Source organism: Hydrogenibacillus schlegelii (assembly GCF_001653195.1).
Lineage (GTDB): Bacteria > Bacillota > Bacilli > Thermicanales > DSM-22653 > Hydrogenibacillus > Hydrogenibacillus schlegelii.
Genome location: NZ_JXBB01000045.1, coordinates 59,346 through 75,397, shown reverse-complemented (window position 1 = coordinate 75,397; position 16,052 = coordinate 59,346). Strand labels below are relative to the sequence as shown.

The 16,052-nt window shown below is 68.3% G+C and carries 16 protein-coding genes; 1 reads left to right on the top strand and 15 read right to left on the bottom strand.

Features of this window, described 5'->3' with window-relative positions; translation table 11 throughout:
* Positions 1-72: 72 nt before the first annotated feature.
* The 12 genes from SA87_RS09865 to SA87_RS09810 all read right to left on the bottom strand — a co-directional run bounded on the left by SA87_RS09865 (position 73) and on the right by SA87_RS09810 (position 12,590).
* Positions 73-1,221: an FtsW/RodA/SpoVE family cell cycle protein gene (locus SA87_RS09865; protein WP_066202491.1), complete on the bottom strand. Its 1,149-nt coding sequence runs from the start codon at positions 1,219-1,221 to the stop codon at positions 73-75.
* A 12-nt stretch (positions 1,222-1,233) separates the two neighbouring features.
* Positions 1,234-2,028 (bottom strand): septum site-determining protein MinD, encoded by a 795-nt coding sequence (gene minD, locus SA87_RS09860; RefSeq protein ID WP_066202490.1) that lies wholly within the window; start codon positions 2,026-2,028, stop codon positions 1,234-1,236.
* A 309-nt stretch (positions 2,029-2,337) separates the two neighbouring features.
* Positions 2,338-2,994 (bottom strand): septum site-determining protein MinC, encoded by a 657-nt coding sequence (locus SA87_RS09855; RefSeq protein WP_066202488.1) that lies wholly within the window; start codon positions 2,992-2,994, stop codon positions 2,338-2,340.
* 182 nt (positions 2,995-3,176) lie between these two features.
* Positions 3,177-5,225, bottom strand: coding sequence for a peptidoglycan D,D-transpeptidase FtsI family protein (locus tag SA87_RS09850; RefSeq protein ID WP_066202485.1), 2,049 nt, complete (start codon positions 5,223-5,225; stop codon positions 3,177-3,179).
* Positions 5,226-5,227: 2 nt separating this feature from the next.
* On the bottom strand, positions 5,228-5,755 hold the full coding sequence (mreD, locus tag SA87_RS09845) for a rod shape-determining protein MreD (RefSeq protein WP_066202483.1): 528 nt from the start codon (positions 5,753-5,755) through the stop codon (positions 5,228-5,230).
* Positions 5,752-6,639 carry a rod shape-determining protein MreC gene (gene mreC / locus SA87_RS09840; RefSeq protein ID WP_066441981.1) on the bottom strand — a complete coding sequence of 296 codons (888 nt, stop codon included), beginning with the start codon at positions 6,637-6,639 and terminating at the stop codon, positions 5,752-5,754. The genes mreD and mreC overlap by 4 nt, the downstream gene beginning before the upstream one ends.
* An 11-nt stretch (positions 6,640-6,650) precedes the next feature.
* Entirely contained in the window at positions 6,651-7,700 is a 1,050-nt protein-coding gene (locus SA87_RS09835; protein WP_066202479.1) for a rod shape-determining protein, read from the bottom strand.
* Positions 7,701-7,835: 135 nt separating this feature from the next.
* Positions 7,836-8,519: a RadC family protein gene (gene radC, locus SA87_RS09830; RefSeq protein WP_066202611.1), complete on the bottom strand. Its 684-nt coding sequence runs from the start codon at positions 8,517-8,519 to the stop codon at positions 7,836-7,838.
* A 131-nt stretch (positions 8,520-8,650) separates the two neighbouring features.
* Positions 8,651-9,298 (bottom strand): Maf family protein, encoded by a 648-nt coding sequence (locus SA87_RS09825; protein ID WP_066202477.1) that lies wholly within the window; start codon positions 9,296-9,298, stop codon positions 8,651-8,653.
* A 182-nt stretch (positions 9,299-9,480) separates the two neighbouring features.
* A complete protein-coding gene (locus SA87_RS09820) occupies positions 9,481-11,001 on the bottom strand; it encodes a hypothetical protein (RefSeq protein WP_066202475.1) in 1,521 nt (506 codons plus the stop codon).
* Between the two features lie 101 nt (positions 11,002-11,102).
* Positions 11,103-12,215: a type IV pilus twitching motility protein PilT gene (locus SA87_RS09815; protein WP_082718343.1), complete on the bottom strand. Its 1,113-nt coding sequence runs from the start codon at positions 12,213-12,215 to the stop codon at positions 11,103-11,105.
* A 105-nt stretch (positions 12,216-12,320) separates the two neighbouring features.
* A complete protein-coding gene (locus SA87_RS09810) occupies positions 12,321-12,590 on the bottom strand; it encodes a hypothetical protein (RefSeq protein ID WP_169816954.1) in 270 nt (89 codons plus the stop codon).
* A 56-nt stretch (positions 12,591-12,646) separates the two neighbouring features.
* Between SA87_RS09810 and SA87_RS09805 the strand changes: the two genes are divergently transcribed.
* A complete protein-coding gene (locus SA87_RS09805) occupies positions 12,647-12,982 on the top strand; it encodes a hypothetical protein (RefSeq protein WP_066202472.1) in 336 nt (111 codons plus the stop codon).
* Positions 12,983-13,128: 146 nt separating this feature from the next.
* Here the strand turns inward: SA87_RS09805 and SA87_RS09800 are convergent, their stop codons facing one another.
* The 3 genes from SA87_RS09800 to SA87_RS09790 all read right to left on the bottom strand — a co-directional run bounded on the left by SA87_RS09800 (position 13,129) and on the right by SA87_RS09790 (position 15,850).
* Positions 13,129-13,500: a LapA family protein gene (locus SA87_RS09800; protein ID WP_066202471.1), complete on the bottom strand. Its 372-nt coding sequence runs from the start codon at positions 13,498-13,500 to the stop codon at positions 13,129-13,131.
* A gap of 68 nt (positions 13,501-13,568) precedes the next feature.
* Entirely contained in the window at positions 13,569-14,954 is a 1,386-nt protein-coding gene (gene hflX / locus SA87_RS09795) for a GTPase HflX (protein ID WP_211258070.1), read from the bottom strand.
* Between the two features lie 266 nt (positions 14,955-15,220).
* On the bottom strand, positions 15,221-15,850 hold the full coding sequence (locus SA87_RS09790) for a stage II sporulation protein M (RefSeq protein WP_066441805.1): 630 nt from the start codon (positions 15,848-15,850) through the stop codon (positions 15,221-15,223).
* Positions 15,851-16,052 lie beyond the last annotated feature (202 nt).

Genomic DNA, 16,052 nt, shown 5'->3' with positions numbered 1-16,052 from the left:
ACCGCCGCCGCATCACCGCCTGCGCCGGCGCCGGTCCGCCGCTCAATCACCGCCGGTCCCGATCCCGGCTGCCTATGCCGCCCGGGCGCTCCGCCAGCCGAACGACACCACCAGCCCCAGGGCGATCAGGTTGGTCGTCAGCGAACTGCCCCCGTAACTGATAAACGGCAACGTGATGCCCGTGATCGGCGTGAGCTTCACCGTCATGCCGATGTTTTCAAAAATCTGGAACGTCCACATGCCGACGAGCCCGGCGACCGTCGCCCGCTCGAACGTCGTCCGGACCTGCATTCCGATCTGAACGAGCCGATACAGGAGGAAGAAATACAGAAGCAGCACCGTTGCCGCTCCGAGAAAGCCGAACCGCTCGCCGATCACCGCAAAGATAAAATCCGTCTGCGCCTCCGGGACGAGCCGGAGTTCCGTAAGCAGCGTTCCGCCCGAGCCGGCCTTGCCGAACATCTGGCCGGAGCCGATCGCCTGAAGCGACATATACACCTGATACTGGCTCGGATCGGCCGGATTCGGCGGATCGGCCAGAACGGCGGTGATCCGCCGCCACTGGTATTCCTTGATCAGCTTGAAAAACACCGCCGGCCAGAACCGATAGAGCGCCGCGAGGAGCGCGATGCCGAGCCCGTAGAGCCCGAGCACGCCCGCCGCATGCCTCAACCGTCCGGCGACGGCGAGCATCGCCACGAGGACCACGGCCAGGACGACGGCATCGCCCAGGTCCGGCTCGATGAGGATGAGGAAGGCCGGCGCCGCCACCAGGGCAAAAAACGGCCACAGCTCCCCAAAGCGCTCCGGCGGCCGCTCCGCCTCTTCCCGCTCCTGGAACCATCGGGCGGCCATGAGTATCGTCGCCACTTTCGCCATTTCCGCCGGCTGAAATTTGAAGGCGCCGAACTGAAACCAGCTTCGCGCCCCGTTCGTCTCCTGGCCGAAGAAGAGGACGAGCACGAGGAGGACGAGCGAGAGACCGTAAAGGATTGGTGCAATATTTTGCACTAGCCGGGCGTCGGCCGCCTGCACGGCAGCAAACAGGAAAAATCCGACCGCGTACCAGAGAAGCTGTTTGACCGGCTCCCCGTACAGCGGATTGGCCCCCTGGATGCTCAGGTAGCTCAAGGCGGCAAAGGCAGCGATGAGACCGACGATCGACCAGTCGAAGAAGCGAAGCCACCCGAACGCCGCATCCCGCCTAAGACGCTCCTCCATCTGGATTCCGCCTCACAGACCGAACAGGCGCCGGACCTTCGCCAGCATCCCTGCCCGATCGTCCAGTTTCATAAGCGGAACGTGTTCCCCCAAAATCCGGCGGGCGATGTTCCGGTAGGCCGTCGCCGCCGGCGTTCGGCCGTCGATGACGACCGGCGTCCCTTCGTTCGTCATCTTGATCACCGCCTCGTCGTCCGGCACGACGCCGAGTAGATCGATGCCGAGGATCTGCACGATCTCCTCGATGCTCACCTGCTCGCCGCTCCGGACCATGTGCGGCCGAAGACGGTTGATGATGAGCTTCGGTCCGTACAGCCCCCGTTTTTCCAAAAGCCCGATCACCCGGTCGGCGTCCCGGATCGCCGACACCTCCGGCGTCGTGACGACGATCGCCTGCCGGGCGCCGGCGACGGCGTTGTGAAACCCCTGTTCGATCCCCGCCGGAGAATCGAGAAAGACGTAGTCAAACCGCCCCTGAAGCGCTTCGACGATCCGGACCAGGGCTTCCGCCTTCAGAGCCGTCTTGTCCTTCACCTGCGCCGCCGGCAGGAGCACCAGCCGGTCCTCGAACCGCTTGTCCCGCACCAGCGCCTGCTCCAGCCGGGCCGATCCCTCGGCGACGTCGACGAGGTCGTAGACGATGCGGTTTTCCAGTCCGAGGACGAGATCGAGGTTTCTGAGCCCGATGTCCGTGTCGATGAGGACGACCGACTTCCCGAGCATCGCCAGGGCCGTCCCGATGTTGGCGACGGTCGTCGTCTTGCCGACGCCGCCTTTTCCCGACGTGACGACGATGACTTCTCCCATGCCGTCCGCTCCTTTTCCGCCGTATCGCCCGCGGTCGCTCCCGGCCCCCGGACGTTCGCCGAAACGGCCCCCGCCCCGGCGGCCGGGCCGGAAGTCGCCCGCCGTGACGCCCCATGCACCGGCAACTGAGACGGATCCCGGCCCCCGGGGCGGGCGTCCGCTTTTGCCGAAAGCCCGTCGCGGGGCGGCGCCCGTCCGACGCATCCAACCGATCCCGGCCGCCGGGCCGTCGCTTCCATCCGTCGCCTCCGGCCGACGTCCAAGCCAACGCCGGCCGCCGGGCGAAAGCCCACCCCGCCGCGGCCCGGCCTACACCGGCGCCCCGAGGTCGAGCGTTCGGAGGGCGCCGATCGGGTAAAACCGGAGCGCCTCGCCTTCCAGGCGGACGAAGGCGCCGCGGCCGTAGTGCTCCGGCGGCACCGCTTCGGCGTGCACGCCGCCGATGGAAAGGTGCGTCGCCCGAAAGTCATGGGCGACGATCAGCCGGCTCCGGCCGCCGCACCCGGCGTGGGCGACGCCGGCCAGCTGACCGAACACGAAGATGTTGCCGCCGGCCCGGACGACGCCGCCGGGGTTGACGTCGCCGAGGATGAGGATGTCCCCCTCGCTCTCCACCAGCTCGCCGGAGCGGATGATCCCGACCTCCGTCCGCATCCGCGCCCGGCGGAGCATCTGTTCCACCTCGTCCTTCCGGTACACGTCCCGGACGACCTCCCGGACGACCAGGGCCGGACGGCTCCGGAACGCCTCCAGGATCGCCGCGAGCACCTCTTCCGGGACGAACCGAGTGCCGAAGTGAAGGATGACCGGCGTCGGACCCCCGCGCTCCGCCAGGCGGTCGATCCCTTCGGTGAGGCGCTCCTCCAGGGCGACGAGAAGCTCCTCCACCGACGCGTTTGGATCGAAATAGAAGACGAGCCCGTCGCGGGTTCCTTTGATGTGCAGTCGCGGTGCACGCGCCGCCAACGATCGACCCCTCGCTTTCCCCTATCCCATTCGCCTTCCGGCGGCCGTTTTCCTGCTTCGGCGCCCCATCCGGCACCCATGAGCGCCCGGCGCCTCGGCGCCCTCCCGCCGGCCGACGCCGGAAGGCGCACTTTTTCGTTTCGGCGCCGCCGGAAAGCCCCTCGGCCGCCGCGCCGGACGGGCTACTCCTTTGCCCGATCGCGGTCCGCCGCTTTGGTCACCGGTTCAAGCGGCGCCGGCGGCTCCGCCCCGAAGTAGGCGTCGACGATCCGCCGGGCGATCGGCGCCGCCGTGTTGCCGCTTAAGGAATAGACCCCCGGGACGATGACCGCAAAGGCGATCTCCGGCCGGTCCGCCGGAGCGAAGCCGATCGCCAGCGTATCGTACTTATAGCGCACCCGATTCGTGCCGGGGACCGTGACCTGCACCCGCTGCGCGGTCCCGGTCTTCAGCGCCACCGGCACCGGCGCGCCGGCGAACGCCGCCGCCGCCGTCCCGCCCGGTTGCGTCACCCGGCGCATCCCTTCCCGGACGTACGCGATCCAGCGGGGGTCGACGTCGACGCGGTTTAAGACCTCCCCTTCGATCGGATAGCGAACCGGGCCGGGCCCTTTGGAGTTTTCCACCGGCTCGTTGATCGAGCGGACGACGTGGAGCCGCATCCGGGTGCCGCCGTTGGCGAGGGTGGCGGCGTATTGGGCGATCTCGAGGGGCGTGTAGAAGTCGTACTGGCCGATCATCATGTCGGCGATCCGACCGACTTCCGTCCCGCCGCCCGGAAGAAACGTCCCTTCCCCCGGCAGGTCGATCCCCGTCGGAGTGCCGAGGCCGAACGGTTCGGCAAATCTCCGGACGGTCTCGATCGCGGGTTTGACCCCGCCGACCCGGCGGTAGAGGCGCATGCCGATCTCGTACATGTAGGTGTTGACCGACTCCTGAATCGCCTTCAGGCCGTCGGTGGGACCGTGGCCGCCGGGTTTGTAGTCGTGTTTGACGGTCGTCCCGATGCGATACGTCCCGGTCGACATGATTTTTTCATTCGGGCCGACGAGCCCTTTCTGCAAGCCGAAGAGGACCGTGAGGGGCTTAAAGGTCGAACCGGGCGGATACTTGCCGTCGAGAAGCGGATTAAAAAATCCCCGCTCAACTTCCTTATAGCACTCCGGTCGATCGAGGTTGTTCCAGCAGTTCAGGTCATACCCCGGCGCCTTCGCCATCGCCAGCACATCGCCGTTCCACGGATCGACGACGACGGCAAGGGCCTCTTTGACCGGATCGCGTTTCTGGTCCGGGATCGTGGCGTTGATCCGGCCGATCTCCTCGGCGAGAATCGTCTCGACCGTCCTTTGAAACCGGGCGTCGATCGTCAGCACGACGTTGTCGGCCGCCGCCGGCTCCCGCTCCACGGTCAGCGTCTGCTCCCGCGTCAGCGCATTCGACCGGACGATCGCCGTTCCCGGAACGCCCCGAAGGACCGACTCGTACGCCGCCTCGACGCCGACCTCGCCGATGGGGTCCTCCGGCTTATACCCGAGCGAAAGCAGCTCATCGTAGCGCTCTTTCGACGACGTCGAGCGAACCGGCCGCGTGTAGCCGATCACATACGGCGCGAGATCGCCGTAGACGTACACCCGCCGGGCCGCCGTCTCGATCCGGACGCCGGGATACTCCCCGATTTCCTCTTCCAGGCGGAAGACGACCTCCGGCGGAAGGTCGACCGGAATCGTCCGGGGAACGTAGCGAGGATCGGAAAGCGGCGCCTCCTTCAGCTCCCACTCCTCCGGCCGAAACGGCGTCCCCTCCCGGAGGCGCTGAATCGCCGCCCGGGCTTTTTCTTCATCGCCGGTTTTCGCCTCATAGCGCCAGCCGACGTCGAGCGCCCGGAGGATGTCGACTCGATTGTTGTAGACGGGGTTTTTGTCCCGGGGAAGCGATTTTAAGACCGCTTCGAGCTTTGCCGTCAGCGCCACGACGTCCTCCCGGCTCAGTCCCTCGTCGAGAAACGTCAGGCGAAAGACCGTCTCGTTCTTCGCGAGCGGCAGACCGTTCCGGTCGTAGATCCACCCTCGGGACCCCGAAACGGACACCCGCTTGTCGCTGATGTGCTCGGCCGCCCGGGCGTACAGCGGGCCGTCGACGAGCATGAGCTCCGTCAGGCGCAAAAGAAGCAGCATAAACAGGAAAAAGACGGCGAGAAACAGCACGTTGAACTTCCGGACGACGTCGTTCATCCTTAAGTCCCCTCCTCGCCGCCGTCGGGCCCACCGCCGGCCGCTTCCCAGCGCCGCGCCGGCCCGTACCCGAGGGCCACCACCGCCGCCGTCAGCCAGAACTCCCAGAGCGCCTGATGAAAGAAAAGCGTATCCCAACTCGCTTCGGTCCAGCGGAAGAGGCGAAAGAGACCGAAAAAATAGACATCATACAGCACCGCCCCGACGGCGCCGATCCCCGACAGGGTAAAGGCGTTCCGGTATACGGCCCGCCGCGCCTCGCCCGCCACTCCCCCCCATGCGGCATAAAAGAGCGCGTTCGGACCGAACGCCCGGCCAAAGGCGACGTCGATGACGGCCCCGCCAAGGGCCCCGGCCGCGGCCCCCGCTCTGGAGCCGCGGAAGGCGGCGTACAGCGTGAGGGCGGCGAGAAAAAAGCGCGGCTGAACCGGGTACGCGGCAAGGATCGAGCCCGGGACGACGATCGACGGAATGGCAAGGTCGGCGACGATGGCGAGAAAAAAAACGAACGCCGTCGCTCCCCCTTTCACCGCCCGGCGCCCCCTTCCGCCGATCGGCCGCCCCCGGTCTCGACCGCCCGATCGAGCCGCCGGGCGATGAGGACCCAGTCCAGATGATACAGATCCGCCGCCGGTTTGACGTACGCCGTTCGGGTGAGCATGTCGGCCGCCGGCACGACCCGTTCGACCCGGCCGATGAGGAGCCCTTTCGGCAGCACGCCGCCCAGCCCCGACGTGACGACGGTGCTCCCCAGCGGGACGTCGACGTCGAGGGGGATCTTGCTCATCGCAAGAAGGCCCCGCTCGGCGTCGTAGCCGTCGATGACGCCGTAAGCGGGGGTCGGACCGACCGTCATCGCCGCGATGTTGAGCGCCCCCTCGAGGTCGGTGATCAGGCGGACGTCGCTCGTGAAGGCGCCGACCCGTTCCACCACGCCGACGAGGGCGCCGCCGGAGGCGAGCACCGCCTCCTTCGGCCGGACGCCGTCCGTCTCGCCGCGACCGACGACGAGCGACCGCATCCACGTCTCTTCTTCCCGGCCGATGACCTCCGCCGCCAGCAGCGCATAATCCCGGCTCGTCGACTTCAGGTCGAGAAGCGCCCGAAGCCGTTCGTTTTCCGCCTTGAGGAGATCGTAGTCCGCTTTCAGCCGGGCATAGGAGACGAGCGACCGCTTGAGCGCGGCATTTTCCGCATAGGTGTCCTTCAGATCGGCCAGGCGCTTCGCCCAGCCCTTCACCCACCCGGCCGGCGCCGAAAGCGCCCAGGCGCCGAAGCCCGCAACGTCTTTGATCATCCGCTCCGGAAGCGAAAGGGCGCCGCGGGGCACCGGCGTAAAAGCGAGGGACGCCGCCAGGAGGGCGGCGGCGAAAAAAAAGACGATCAGCAGGCGGCCCAAGCGCGGCACACGCATGCCCTCCCGCTTCAGCCGGAGAAAGACCGCTTCCCCGCCTTTTTCGGCTCAAAAAAATGCTTCCGGTACAGGTCGAGGTTTTCAAGCGCCCGCCCGGTCCCGATGACGACCGACTCCAGCGGGTTTTCCGCGACAAAGACCGGGAGCCCGGTCTCTTCCGACAACCGCTGATCGAGCTCCCGAAGGAGCGCTCCGCCGCCGGTGAGGACGATCCCCCGGTCCATGATGTCCGCCGCGAGCTCCGGCGGGCTCTGTTCCAGGGTCGTCTTCACCGCATCGACAATCGTCGCCACGACTTCCGCCAGGGCTTCGGCAATTTCGGACGCCGTCACCTCGATCGTCTTCGGCAACCCCGTGATGAGATCCCGTCCCCGGATGCTCATCGTCGCCTCCTTCCGCGGCGGCCGGGCGGCGCCGATTTCCAGTTTCAGATCTTCCGCCGTCCGCTCGCCGATGAGGAGGTTGTGACGCCGTTTGATGTGCTGGATGATCGCCTCGTCCATCTCGTCGCCGGCGGTCCGGACCGAACGGCTCGTCACGATGCCGCCGAGCGAAATGATCGCCACCTCCGTCGTCCCGCCGCCGATATCGACGACCATGCTCCCCGTCGGCTCCCACACCGGAAGGTTCGCCCCGATCGCCGCCGCAAACGGCTCTTCGATCGTCCACGCCTCCCGGGCACCCGCCTCCCGGGCCGCCTCCTCCACCGCCCGCTTTTCGACCGGCGTCACCCCGTACGGGACGCAGACCATGACGTTCGGCCGCCGGCTGATGAGCCCCTTGGTCCGCTGGGCCTTCTGGATAAAATAGCGAAGCATCATCTGCGTCGTTTCAAAATCGGCGATGACGCCGCCTTTCATCGGCCGCTTGACGACGATGTTGGACGGGGTGCGGCCGACCATCTGCTTCGCCTCGTTGCCGACGGCCTCGATCGTCCCCGTCTTCGTGTTGACGGCGACGATCGACGGCTCCTTGACGACGATCCCTTTTCCCTTAACGTAGACGAGGGTGTTGGCCGTCCCGAGGTCGATCGCCATGTCCCGGGCGATGGCAAACAGCATCAGCGTTCATCCTTCCTTCCAGGCTCAAGCTCGCCTTCCGGGTTCTCACCCGCTCGGACGCCGCACGGCGCCGGAACCGGCGCCGCACGGCGTCCGGTCGCGCCTCGATTCCGGTCGCGCCGGACGAAAAGGCGATCAGAAACGCTCCGCCTCCACCGGCCAGCCGTCTTCCCGGAGGCTCCGAAAGACGCCGTCGCCGATGATGATGTGGTCGAGCACCTCGATGCCGAGGAGGCGTCCGGCCTGCACGAGGCGTCCCGTGACGCGGACGTCTTCCGCGCTCGGCGTCGGATCCCCGCTCGGATGGTTATGGGCGAGAATGATGCTGTGGGCGCTCCGCCGGATCGCCTCCCGGAACACCTCCCGCGGGTGCACGAGGGAAGCGTCCAGCGTGCCGATGAAGATCGTTTTATCGCCGATCAGTTCGTATTTGGCATTCAGGAACAGGACGACGAAATGCTCCTGGGCGAGATACCGGAGCCGGTCCATGAGCAGGCGGGCGGCGTCGGCGGCGGAACGGACGACGTAGGGCCGCGGGAGCTCCCGGGCGAGGCGACGCCCCAGCTCGAAGGCCGCAAGAAGCTGCACGGCCTTTGTCGTCCCGACACCGCGGATCGCGGCGAGTTCTTCGATGCCCATTCCAAGAAGCTCCCGAAGGCCGCCGGCGGCGGCGAGCACCCGTTCCGCGAGCCGGAGGGCGCTTTCGCCCCGGACGCCGGTGCGCAGCATGATCGCCACGAGCTCCACATCCGAAAGCGCCTCCGCCCCGTACCGGAGAAGCCGCTCCCGCGGGCGCGCCTCCTCCGGCACCTCCCGCATGCGAAGCCCCTCGCCCGCCACCGCCTCACCGCCCTTCCGGCCGATGTTCCAAAATCCCGTTGCGGCGGTCCCGCCGGTGACCGGCGACCCGACGGATGGACGCCGAAGCGCCTCCGCCGAACCGGCCGCGGTCAGCCGTTCTGAGGCGACGCCCCCCCGACCTCGGCCACCGACCGAACCGTCCAGTAGTCGGCGAGGTCGATTCCGAGCCGCCGGACGAGCCCCCGGAGCGCAAAAAGCGGCAACCCGACGACGTTCGTGTAGTCCCCGTCGATCCGCTCGACGAAGAGCGCCGCCCGGCCCTGCACCGCGTAGGCGCCGGATTTGTCCATCGGTTCGCCGGTCGCGACGTACGTCCGGATGACGTCCTCCGAAAGCGGCACCATCGTCACCCGGGCCACCTCCGCCGCCGTCTCGACCCGCCCGCCCAGGGCCGCATAGAGCCCCGTCACGACCCGGTGCGTCCGGCCCGAGAGCGCCCGCAGCATCTCCGCCGCTTCTTTGCCGTCCCGCGGTTTGCCGAACAGGCGATCCTCGAGCGCGACGATCGTGTCGAAGGCGAGGACGAGGGCGTCGGGGCGCTGCCGGCGGGCCGCCTCCCCTTTGAGCCGGGCCAGGCGGACGGCGGCCGCCTCCGCTTCCTCGCCCGGCAAAAAGGCTTCGTCGACGTCGGCCGGAAGCACGTCAAAGGGCACGCCGACCATGGCGAGAAGCGCCGACCGCCGGGGAGAACCGGAGGCGAGGACGACCGGCGGAAGGCCGGACGATCGCACCGTCATCGGGACACCCCCGTTTCGCAGGGCAATCAGGTTTATTATATCGAAATCCGTCGTCCCAAGACAAACGGCGGCGGGTCTTCGGCCAACCCACCGCCCCCTGAGGCGTCCTGGACGCCGCCGTTTCTTTCGCTTTTTTCGCCGAAGAGTTGGCCGAAGATCCCCGCCGATCTTCTCCGGCCGGATCAGCGGGCCCGGAGGTGATCGTAAAGCGACCGGAGCGCCTGAAAATACCGGAGGCGCGCCTCCTCGTTGGCGAGGAGGTAGGCGTCGCTCGGCGCCTTCAGATACTCCACGAGGCCCATCACCGCCGCATTCAACGCCTGGGTCATCGCCTCCACGTCGGCCGAAGCCGGCGCCGGGAGATGCGCCTTGAGCCGGCTTCCTTCGTCGAGGAAACGGCCGTGCGTCTCCCGAAACGCCTGCCACGCCGGATCGCCGATTTCGACCGGCGTGCTTAAGCCTTCGGCGGTCCAGCGGCCGCTTAAGTCGAACAGGTACAGGCCGTGCGTAAGAAACGACCCGATCAGCTTCCGGACGTCCCCGGGGACGGCTTCGGACATTGCCCCGCCGGTTAAGTCGTACGGTCGGACGTAGACGTCGACGCCCTTTCCGGCATAATAGGCGGCCAGCTTCATCGCGTCGTCTTCCCGGTAGGCGACGCCGAAAAACACCCGCAGGGGATCCCCATCGACGACCGCCGCCGGAATCGACCGGGTTTTGGCCGTCTCGATGAGCGGCGCCGCCCCGGCCCGATCGCGGAAGACGCCGCCCTGAACCGCATAAAAAACGAGCTTCGGCAAAAAGCCGTCCGCCGCCTCCGCGCCGGGAAGCCCGCTCCGCTCCGGTCGCTCGACGGAGCGGACGTCCGACGAAGCCTCGGGCCCGGTCGACGGCGAGCGGGCGACCGGGCCGCCGTCCCCGAAGACGAACCAGAGCAGGGCGTACCCGAAGAGCCCCCCGAGGACGAGGGCCGAGACGAGGGACAAAACGACGCCGGCCGCCCCCCGAAGGCGGGCGCGGGGCCGGCGGGCCGGCCGAAAGGGGACGAACGTCCCGCGTCGGACGGGACCCGCCGGTCCTTCCATCGTCCACCGATCCCGTCGGACGAAGCGATCGCCCCGGGCCTCCGGGCCGTCCGGGTCCGGCCCCGGCGCTCTATCCCGCGCTCCCCCGGCGCTCCGGAACGCCGATCCGCCGGCCGTCGGTACAGCCGACGTCGCTTTCATCCGGACCGGATCGTCCCCCGCCGCCATCGACCGGTCGGTCGCCCGTTCCTCCGGGGCGATTCCGCCCTGGCGGGGCCCATCCGGGCGCGCCGGACCGGCCGCCCCGCCGCCGAACCACTTGGCGTAAACCTGCGTCTTAAAGGGCACGCCGGACCGATCCGGACGGCCGTCGCCCGACCCGCCGCCGGAGCGCGCCTCACCGCCGGCCGGCGCCGCCTTCCCGGGGGCCCGCGGCGCCTTGTCGGCTCCGGCCGTCCTCGCCCCGGCCGGCGGCGGGCCGTAGGCCGCCTCGCCGGCCGCTCCGGCGCCTTCCGACCGGCCGCTTTCCGCTCTGCCTTCCCGTGCCGGTTCCACCGGCCGCTCCACCCCGACCGTCCCCGGCCGGTCGGGCGTCGGGCGGTCCGCTTCTTTCCCCTTCCGGCGGGTCGGGGCTTGTCCGTCCGATTTGCTCCCGATCCAAAGACGCGGCTTCGTCATCCGCCTTCCCCCTGTTCCGGACATCGTTGCTTTACCGTATGTCCGGCGTCGGGAGAATATGCCGTGCCCGCCGATTTTTGCTCGCGCTCGTCGCGCCCGGCTTATACTTCGTCGACGCCGGCCGGGGCGAGATACGGCCTGAGGTGCGCCGGGTCCACCGCCCCGGCCTCGATCAGCTTCCGGGCCGCCCGTTCGAACGTCTGCATCCCGTACGCCGTCCCGGTCTGCATCAGGCTCGGGATCTGGTGCGTTTTTTGCTGACGGATGAGATTGGCCACCGCCGGCGTGTTGATGAGGACTTCCACGAGGGCCACCCGCCCGCCACCCCGCCTCGGCAAAAGGCGCTGGGCGACGACGGCCCGGAGCGTCGCCGAAAGCTGCTGCCGGACCTGGTTCTGCTGCGCCGCCGGGAAGACGGCGATGATCCGGTCGATCGTCTGGGCGGCGTTTTTCGTGTGCAGCGTCGAAAGGACGAAGTGCCCCGTCTCGGCGGCGGTGAGCGCCGTCGCGATCGTCTCGAGGTCCCGCATCTCGCCGACGAGGATGACGTCCGGATCCTGTCGGAGCGCCGCCCGGAGCGCCGCCGCAAAGCTTGTCGCGTCCCGCCCGATCTCCCGCTGACGAATGAGGGAGCGGTGGTTTTCGAAGACGTATTCGATCGGATCTTCCAGCGTGATGATGTGCCGCGCCGCCTCGCGGTTGATCGTCTCGATGATCGCCGCCAGCGTCGTCGACTTGCCGCTCCCCGTCGGCCCCGTGACGAGGACGAGGCCGTCCTCAAGCCGGGCGAGCGAACGGACCGCCTCCGGGAGGCCGAGCTCCTCGACGGTCGGCACCCGATCCGGGATGATGCGGGCGGCGAGGGCCGGCGCCCCCCTTTGTTTAAAAATATTCAGCCGAAAGGTCGCCACGCCTTCGATCCCGTAAGGCGCGTCGATCGAACCTTCCGTCCGCAACCGGGCAAGCCCGCTTGAGTCAAGCGCTTCTTCGATGAAGGCCCAAAGCTCCGCCGCCGTCAGGGGAGGCTCCGGAAGGACGAGAAGCGCCCCGTCCAGGCGGATCGCCGGCGGCTCCCCCGCGGCGAGATGGACGTCCGAGGCCTTCTGCCGGGCGCCGAGGGAAAGATAGCCCGAAACCCGGTTTTCCGTCGGCGGCCGGGGCCCCCTGCCGGACTCCCGCCGAATGTCATCCGTCTCCCGTCGAAATGCCGCCATGGCCCGCCTCTTCTTTCCGAGCTCCTTTCTTCCAATTTCGGCGATCAACGCTCCATCTTCGCCGGCCACCGCCGTTCGTCGGCCGGTTTTCTCCTCGCGCCCTTTCTAGCGCCCTTCTTCAGGCGGCCGTTCCCGGTCGGAAGCGAGCCGAACGTAAAACCGCCACCCCTCGCCGACGGCGCCGAAGAGATCGACCGGATGCCCGTCCGCATCGGTGACCTCCGCCCGGCCGTCCCGGACGAGCCGGAAGAGCGCGGGATCGTACGCCATCAGCGCGTGGCGCACCTGGGCGTCGTGGCTGACGACGATCGGGACGTCGTTGACGAACACCGTCACCGCCTTAAAGCGCATGACCATCCCCCGGCTTTTCGACACCCGCCTCCGGCGCGCTGGTATAATAGGGTGGAGGAAGGATGAAGGAGGTGGGCGGAATGAACATTCAGCGGCTGGACGCCGAGCTTTTCTGCCCCCGGTGTCGTCGGGAAACGACCCACGCCCTCGAATACGCCGGCGACATCCTCCTTCGCGTCACGTGCACGGAATGCGGCGCCACGCTGAGAAAACCGGTCGACCCGACGTGGCTCCTTTCCCGCGATCTCCTCGAACGCCTCCGGAGCAAACCGAAGCGCCTGCAGGCGGAATGGCAATCGACCGGAGCGCTTCGCTTTGCCCTTACCGTTCCCGTCCGGATGACGACCAAACCGTTCCGCCTGTATCGGGAAATCAAAAAAAACCTCGCCCGCCTTTCCGGGGCGGATCGCCGCTGACCGGCGGAGGCGCGGATTCAAGCGACGCCCTCGACCGAATCCGGACCGGCGGAAAGTCCCCTTTTGAAGATCCGACGGCGTCCTCCGCCCGGTCACGCCCCTTCCGCCGACCTCCCCTCCGGATGCGCGCCGCGGAGCGGCGGGCTTTACGGCTGGCGGGGAAGCGCGCCTTCCGGATCGTCAGACGCTTCCGCTCCCCGTTCGGCCGCCTCTTTCTGCTCCAGCCGGGCCCGCAGGGCGCCGAGCTCTTCTTGGAGGGCGTCTCGCTCCGCTTCGAGCGAAGCGAGCGCCTTTCGCGCCTCCCGGAGATCCCGCTCGAGGACGTACTGCCGGATGATGCCGTACAGGCCGACGAGGACGCCGCCGAAAAGCGCCGAAAGCAAGATGACGAGAACGAGCGACGTCTGAACCGTCCCGAACCCGTAGCGGATCGTCACCGGTTCGACGTTAAGAAGCGCAAAAACAGCCACGAGCACCGCAAAGACGAGCAGCGCGAACAACAGCCACTGCGTTTTCAACGCCGCCTCTCCTCTCCGGCCGAAATCGCTGCCCTTCGCCGGTGAAACTCGATGCTGCGCGGCCTCCGTCACGGCGGCGAGACCGCCGATCGCAGGCGGGCCGCCAAGCCTTTTTCCAGCTCCACTCGGAGGAAAATCCCGTCGGGACGGGCTTCCTCGGCGAGGACCCAGCCCTCTCGGTGGGCCCATGCCACCCACTGCGCCCGGTCATACGGCACCAGGGCTTCGACGACCTCCCGTCGGCCGGAGAGGGCCGCCTGAATCGCCGCTTCGAGGGCGTCCAGATTCCATCCCCGGGCGGCGGAGACGGTCACGCCGTCCCAGAGATCGGCCGGCAGAACCTCCGGCATCCCGTCGGGATACCGCCGGTCGATTTTGTTGTAGACGGTGAGAATCGGCCGCGCCGCCGCCCCGATCTCCTCGAGGACGCGGCGGACGACGGCCATCTGCATCTCCTTGCGCGGATGCGACGCATCGACGACGTGCAGAATGAGATCGGCTTCCGCCACCTCTTCCAGCGTCGAACGGAACGCCGCCACGAGGGAGGGGGGAAGCTTTCGGACGAAGCCGACGGTATCGACGAGGAGGTACGGCTCGCCGGCCTTCGGCTCGACCCGGCGGGCGATCGCATCGAGCGTGGCAAACGGCCGATCCTCCGCCAGAACGTCCGAGCCGGCGAGCGCCCGGTGAAGCGTCGACTTGCCGGCGTTGGTGTATCCGGTGAGCGCGACGACGGGGACGGCGCTTCGTTCCCGCCGGCCGCGAAGGCGCGCCCGATGGGCCCGCACGTCCGCCAGGGCCCGCCTGAGCGCCGCCATCCGGTCCCGGATGCGCCGCCGGTCGACCTCCAGCTTCGTTTCGCCGGGACCGCGGGTGCCGATGCCGCCGGCGAGGCGGGAAAGCTCGACGCCGCGGCCGGTGACCCGCGGGAGGAGATGCTCGAGCTGCGCCAGCTCGACCTGAAGCTTCGCTTCCCGGGACCGGGCCCGCTGGGCAAAAAGGTCCAGGATGACGCCCGTCCGATCGAGGACGAGGACGTCCAGGAGCCGCTCGAGGTTCCGCTGCTGCATCGGCGTGAGGGGATCGTCGAACACGACGACGTCGAAGGCGCCCTCCCGCGCCCGGGCGGCCAGCGCTTCGACCTTCCCGGCGCCCAGGTACGTCGCCGGATCCGGCCGCGCCCGGCGAACCACTTCCCGTCCGACGACGACCAGGCCCGCCGTCTCGACGAGCCGCGCGAGCTCCTCCAGCGATTCTTCCGGCGTCCCTTCCTCCGCACCCCGGCCGCCGGCGCTCCCCCGCCCGCGGGGGCGGCCGATCGCCAGCGCAACGAGATGCGCCCGCCGGCCGGCTTCCCCGCTCCGCCGCTCCTGATGCGCTTCCGGTTCCTGCCCGTCCATCGATGCCCGCCGGTCTTTCGCGTCCTGCCTGTCCACCGATTCCTGCCTGTCCACGGACGCCTCTCCGTTTCTGGACCGCTTGCGTGTTCATCTTGGGCGTTCATCCTGAATTATAGCATACGGAAAAAGGCAGTCGCCGAACCAGCCGAATCAGGCGTTCCGTCGGATCCGGCGTCCGACACTCGGCCACGAGCCGAGACGATCGGGCGCGCACCGACGCTCGGCGACCAGGACGCGCACCGACGCTTTGCGGCCGGGGCGCATCGACGCTTTACGACCGGGGCGCATCGACGCTCGGCGACCAGGACGCGGATCGACGTTCAGCGGCCGGCCCGAAACGCCCTCTCGACGAGCGGCACCGTCACGAAGCTTTCCACCGCCGCGGCCACGATGAGGAGGCTCACGATCGCGATGATCGTCGGCCAAAACGCCCCGGCGATCGCCCGCCACCCGGCCGAGAATCGGTCGTCCCGGCGCCCGACCACCCTCCCGACGAGGGAACGGAGGACCGCCCCGCCGATGACGAGGCCGTAAGCGGCGGCCAGAATCATCGCCGGCAGCTCAAAGAGACCGTGGGGCAGGATGCCGTAGACGAACATCGCCGCCGGCGAAAAGCCCTGCTCCGCCGTCTTCGCGAGGAGAAAGCCGATGAGGGCGCCGTTTAGGACCGCCGACCAGAGCGGAAGAAGGCCGAAGACGACGCCCCCGGCGATCGCGAAGACCGCCGCCAGAAGATTGGACAGAAGAATACGAATGAACAATTCCGACCCCGACGGAAGAACGCCGTCCCCCGCGCCGATCTTCGCGAACACCTGCGCCACCGCCGGCCCGAGCACCCCTTCCAGCGACTCGGCATAAACGTACGCTCCGATTCCCGACCCCAGCATCAACGCCGCCGTAAGCCGGAGCACGCGCCACCGCGCGGCCCAGAACCGCCACCCGCTTCGCATCGGCATTCCTCCTCGCGGTCCGATTCTTTGTTGATTGAGAAAAGCGCCCGACCCGCCGCCGGAAGACCGTCGCCCGCCTCACGGCGCTCCCTCGGCCGACGGTCGGCATCCGGCCGGCAGGTTCATCGGCGCCGGAGGTTTCGCATATGCCGGCCGGAACGGGAGAACCTAAACCGCATCCCGAAAGGAGGAGGCCGACGGG

What these genes read in the sequence shown, in the direction of transcription:
- mreC (WP_066441981.1), bottom strand. Translation starts at nt 6,639, where the DNA reads ATGCGTGTGCCGCGCTTGGGCCGCCTGCTGATCGTCTTTTTTTTCGCC.
- SA87_RS09790 (WP_066441805.1), bottom strand. Translation starts at nt 15,850, where the DNA reads ATGCGAAGCGGGTGGCGGTTCTGGGCCGCGCGGTGGCGCGTGCTCCGG.
- SA87_RS09820 (WP_066202475.1), bottom strand. Translation starts at nt 11,001, where the DNA reads ATGACGAAGCCGCGTCTTTGGATCGGGAGCAAATCGGACGGACAAGCC.
- SA87_RS09850 (WP_066202485.1), bottom strand. Translation starts at nt 5,225, where the DNA reads ATGAACGACGTCGTCCGGAAGTTCAACGTGCTGTTTCTCGCCGTCTTT.
- radC (WP_066202611.1), bottom strand. Translation starts at nt 8,519, where the DNA reads ATGCGGGAGGTGCCGGAGGAGGCGCGCCCGCGGGAGCGGCTTCTCCGG.
- minD (WP_066202490.1), bottom strand. Translation starts at nt 2,028, where the DNA reads ATGGGAGAAGTCATCGTCGTCACGTCGGGAAAAGGCGGCGTCGGCAAG.
- SA87_RS09825 (WP_066202477.1), bottom strand. Translation starts at nt 9,298, where the DNA reads ATGACGGTGCGATCGTCCGGCCTTCCGCCGGTCGTCCTCGCCTCCGGT.
- SA87_RS09805 (WP_066202472.1), top strand. Translation starts at nt 12,647, where the DNA reads ATGAACATTCAGCGGCTGGACGCCGAGCTTTTCTGCCCCCGGTGTCGT.
- SA87_RS09835 (WP_066202479.1), bottom strand. Translation starts at nt 7,700, where the DNA reads ATGCTGTTTGCCATCGCCCGGGACATGGCGATCGACCTCGGGACGGCC.
- SA87_RS09865 (WP_066202491.1), bottom strand. Translation starts at nt 1,221, where the DNA reads ATGGAGGAGCGTCTTAGGCGGGATGCGGCGTTCGGGTGGCTTCGCTTC.
- SA87_RS09815 (WP_082718343.1), bottom strand. Translation starts at nt 12,215, where the DNA reads ATGGCGGCATTTCGACGGGAGACGGATGACATTCGGCGGGAGTCCGGC.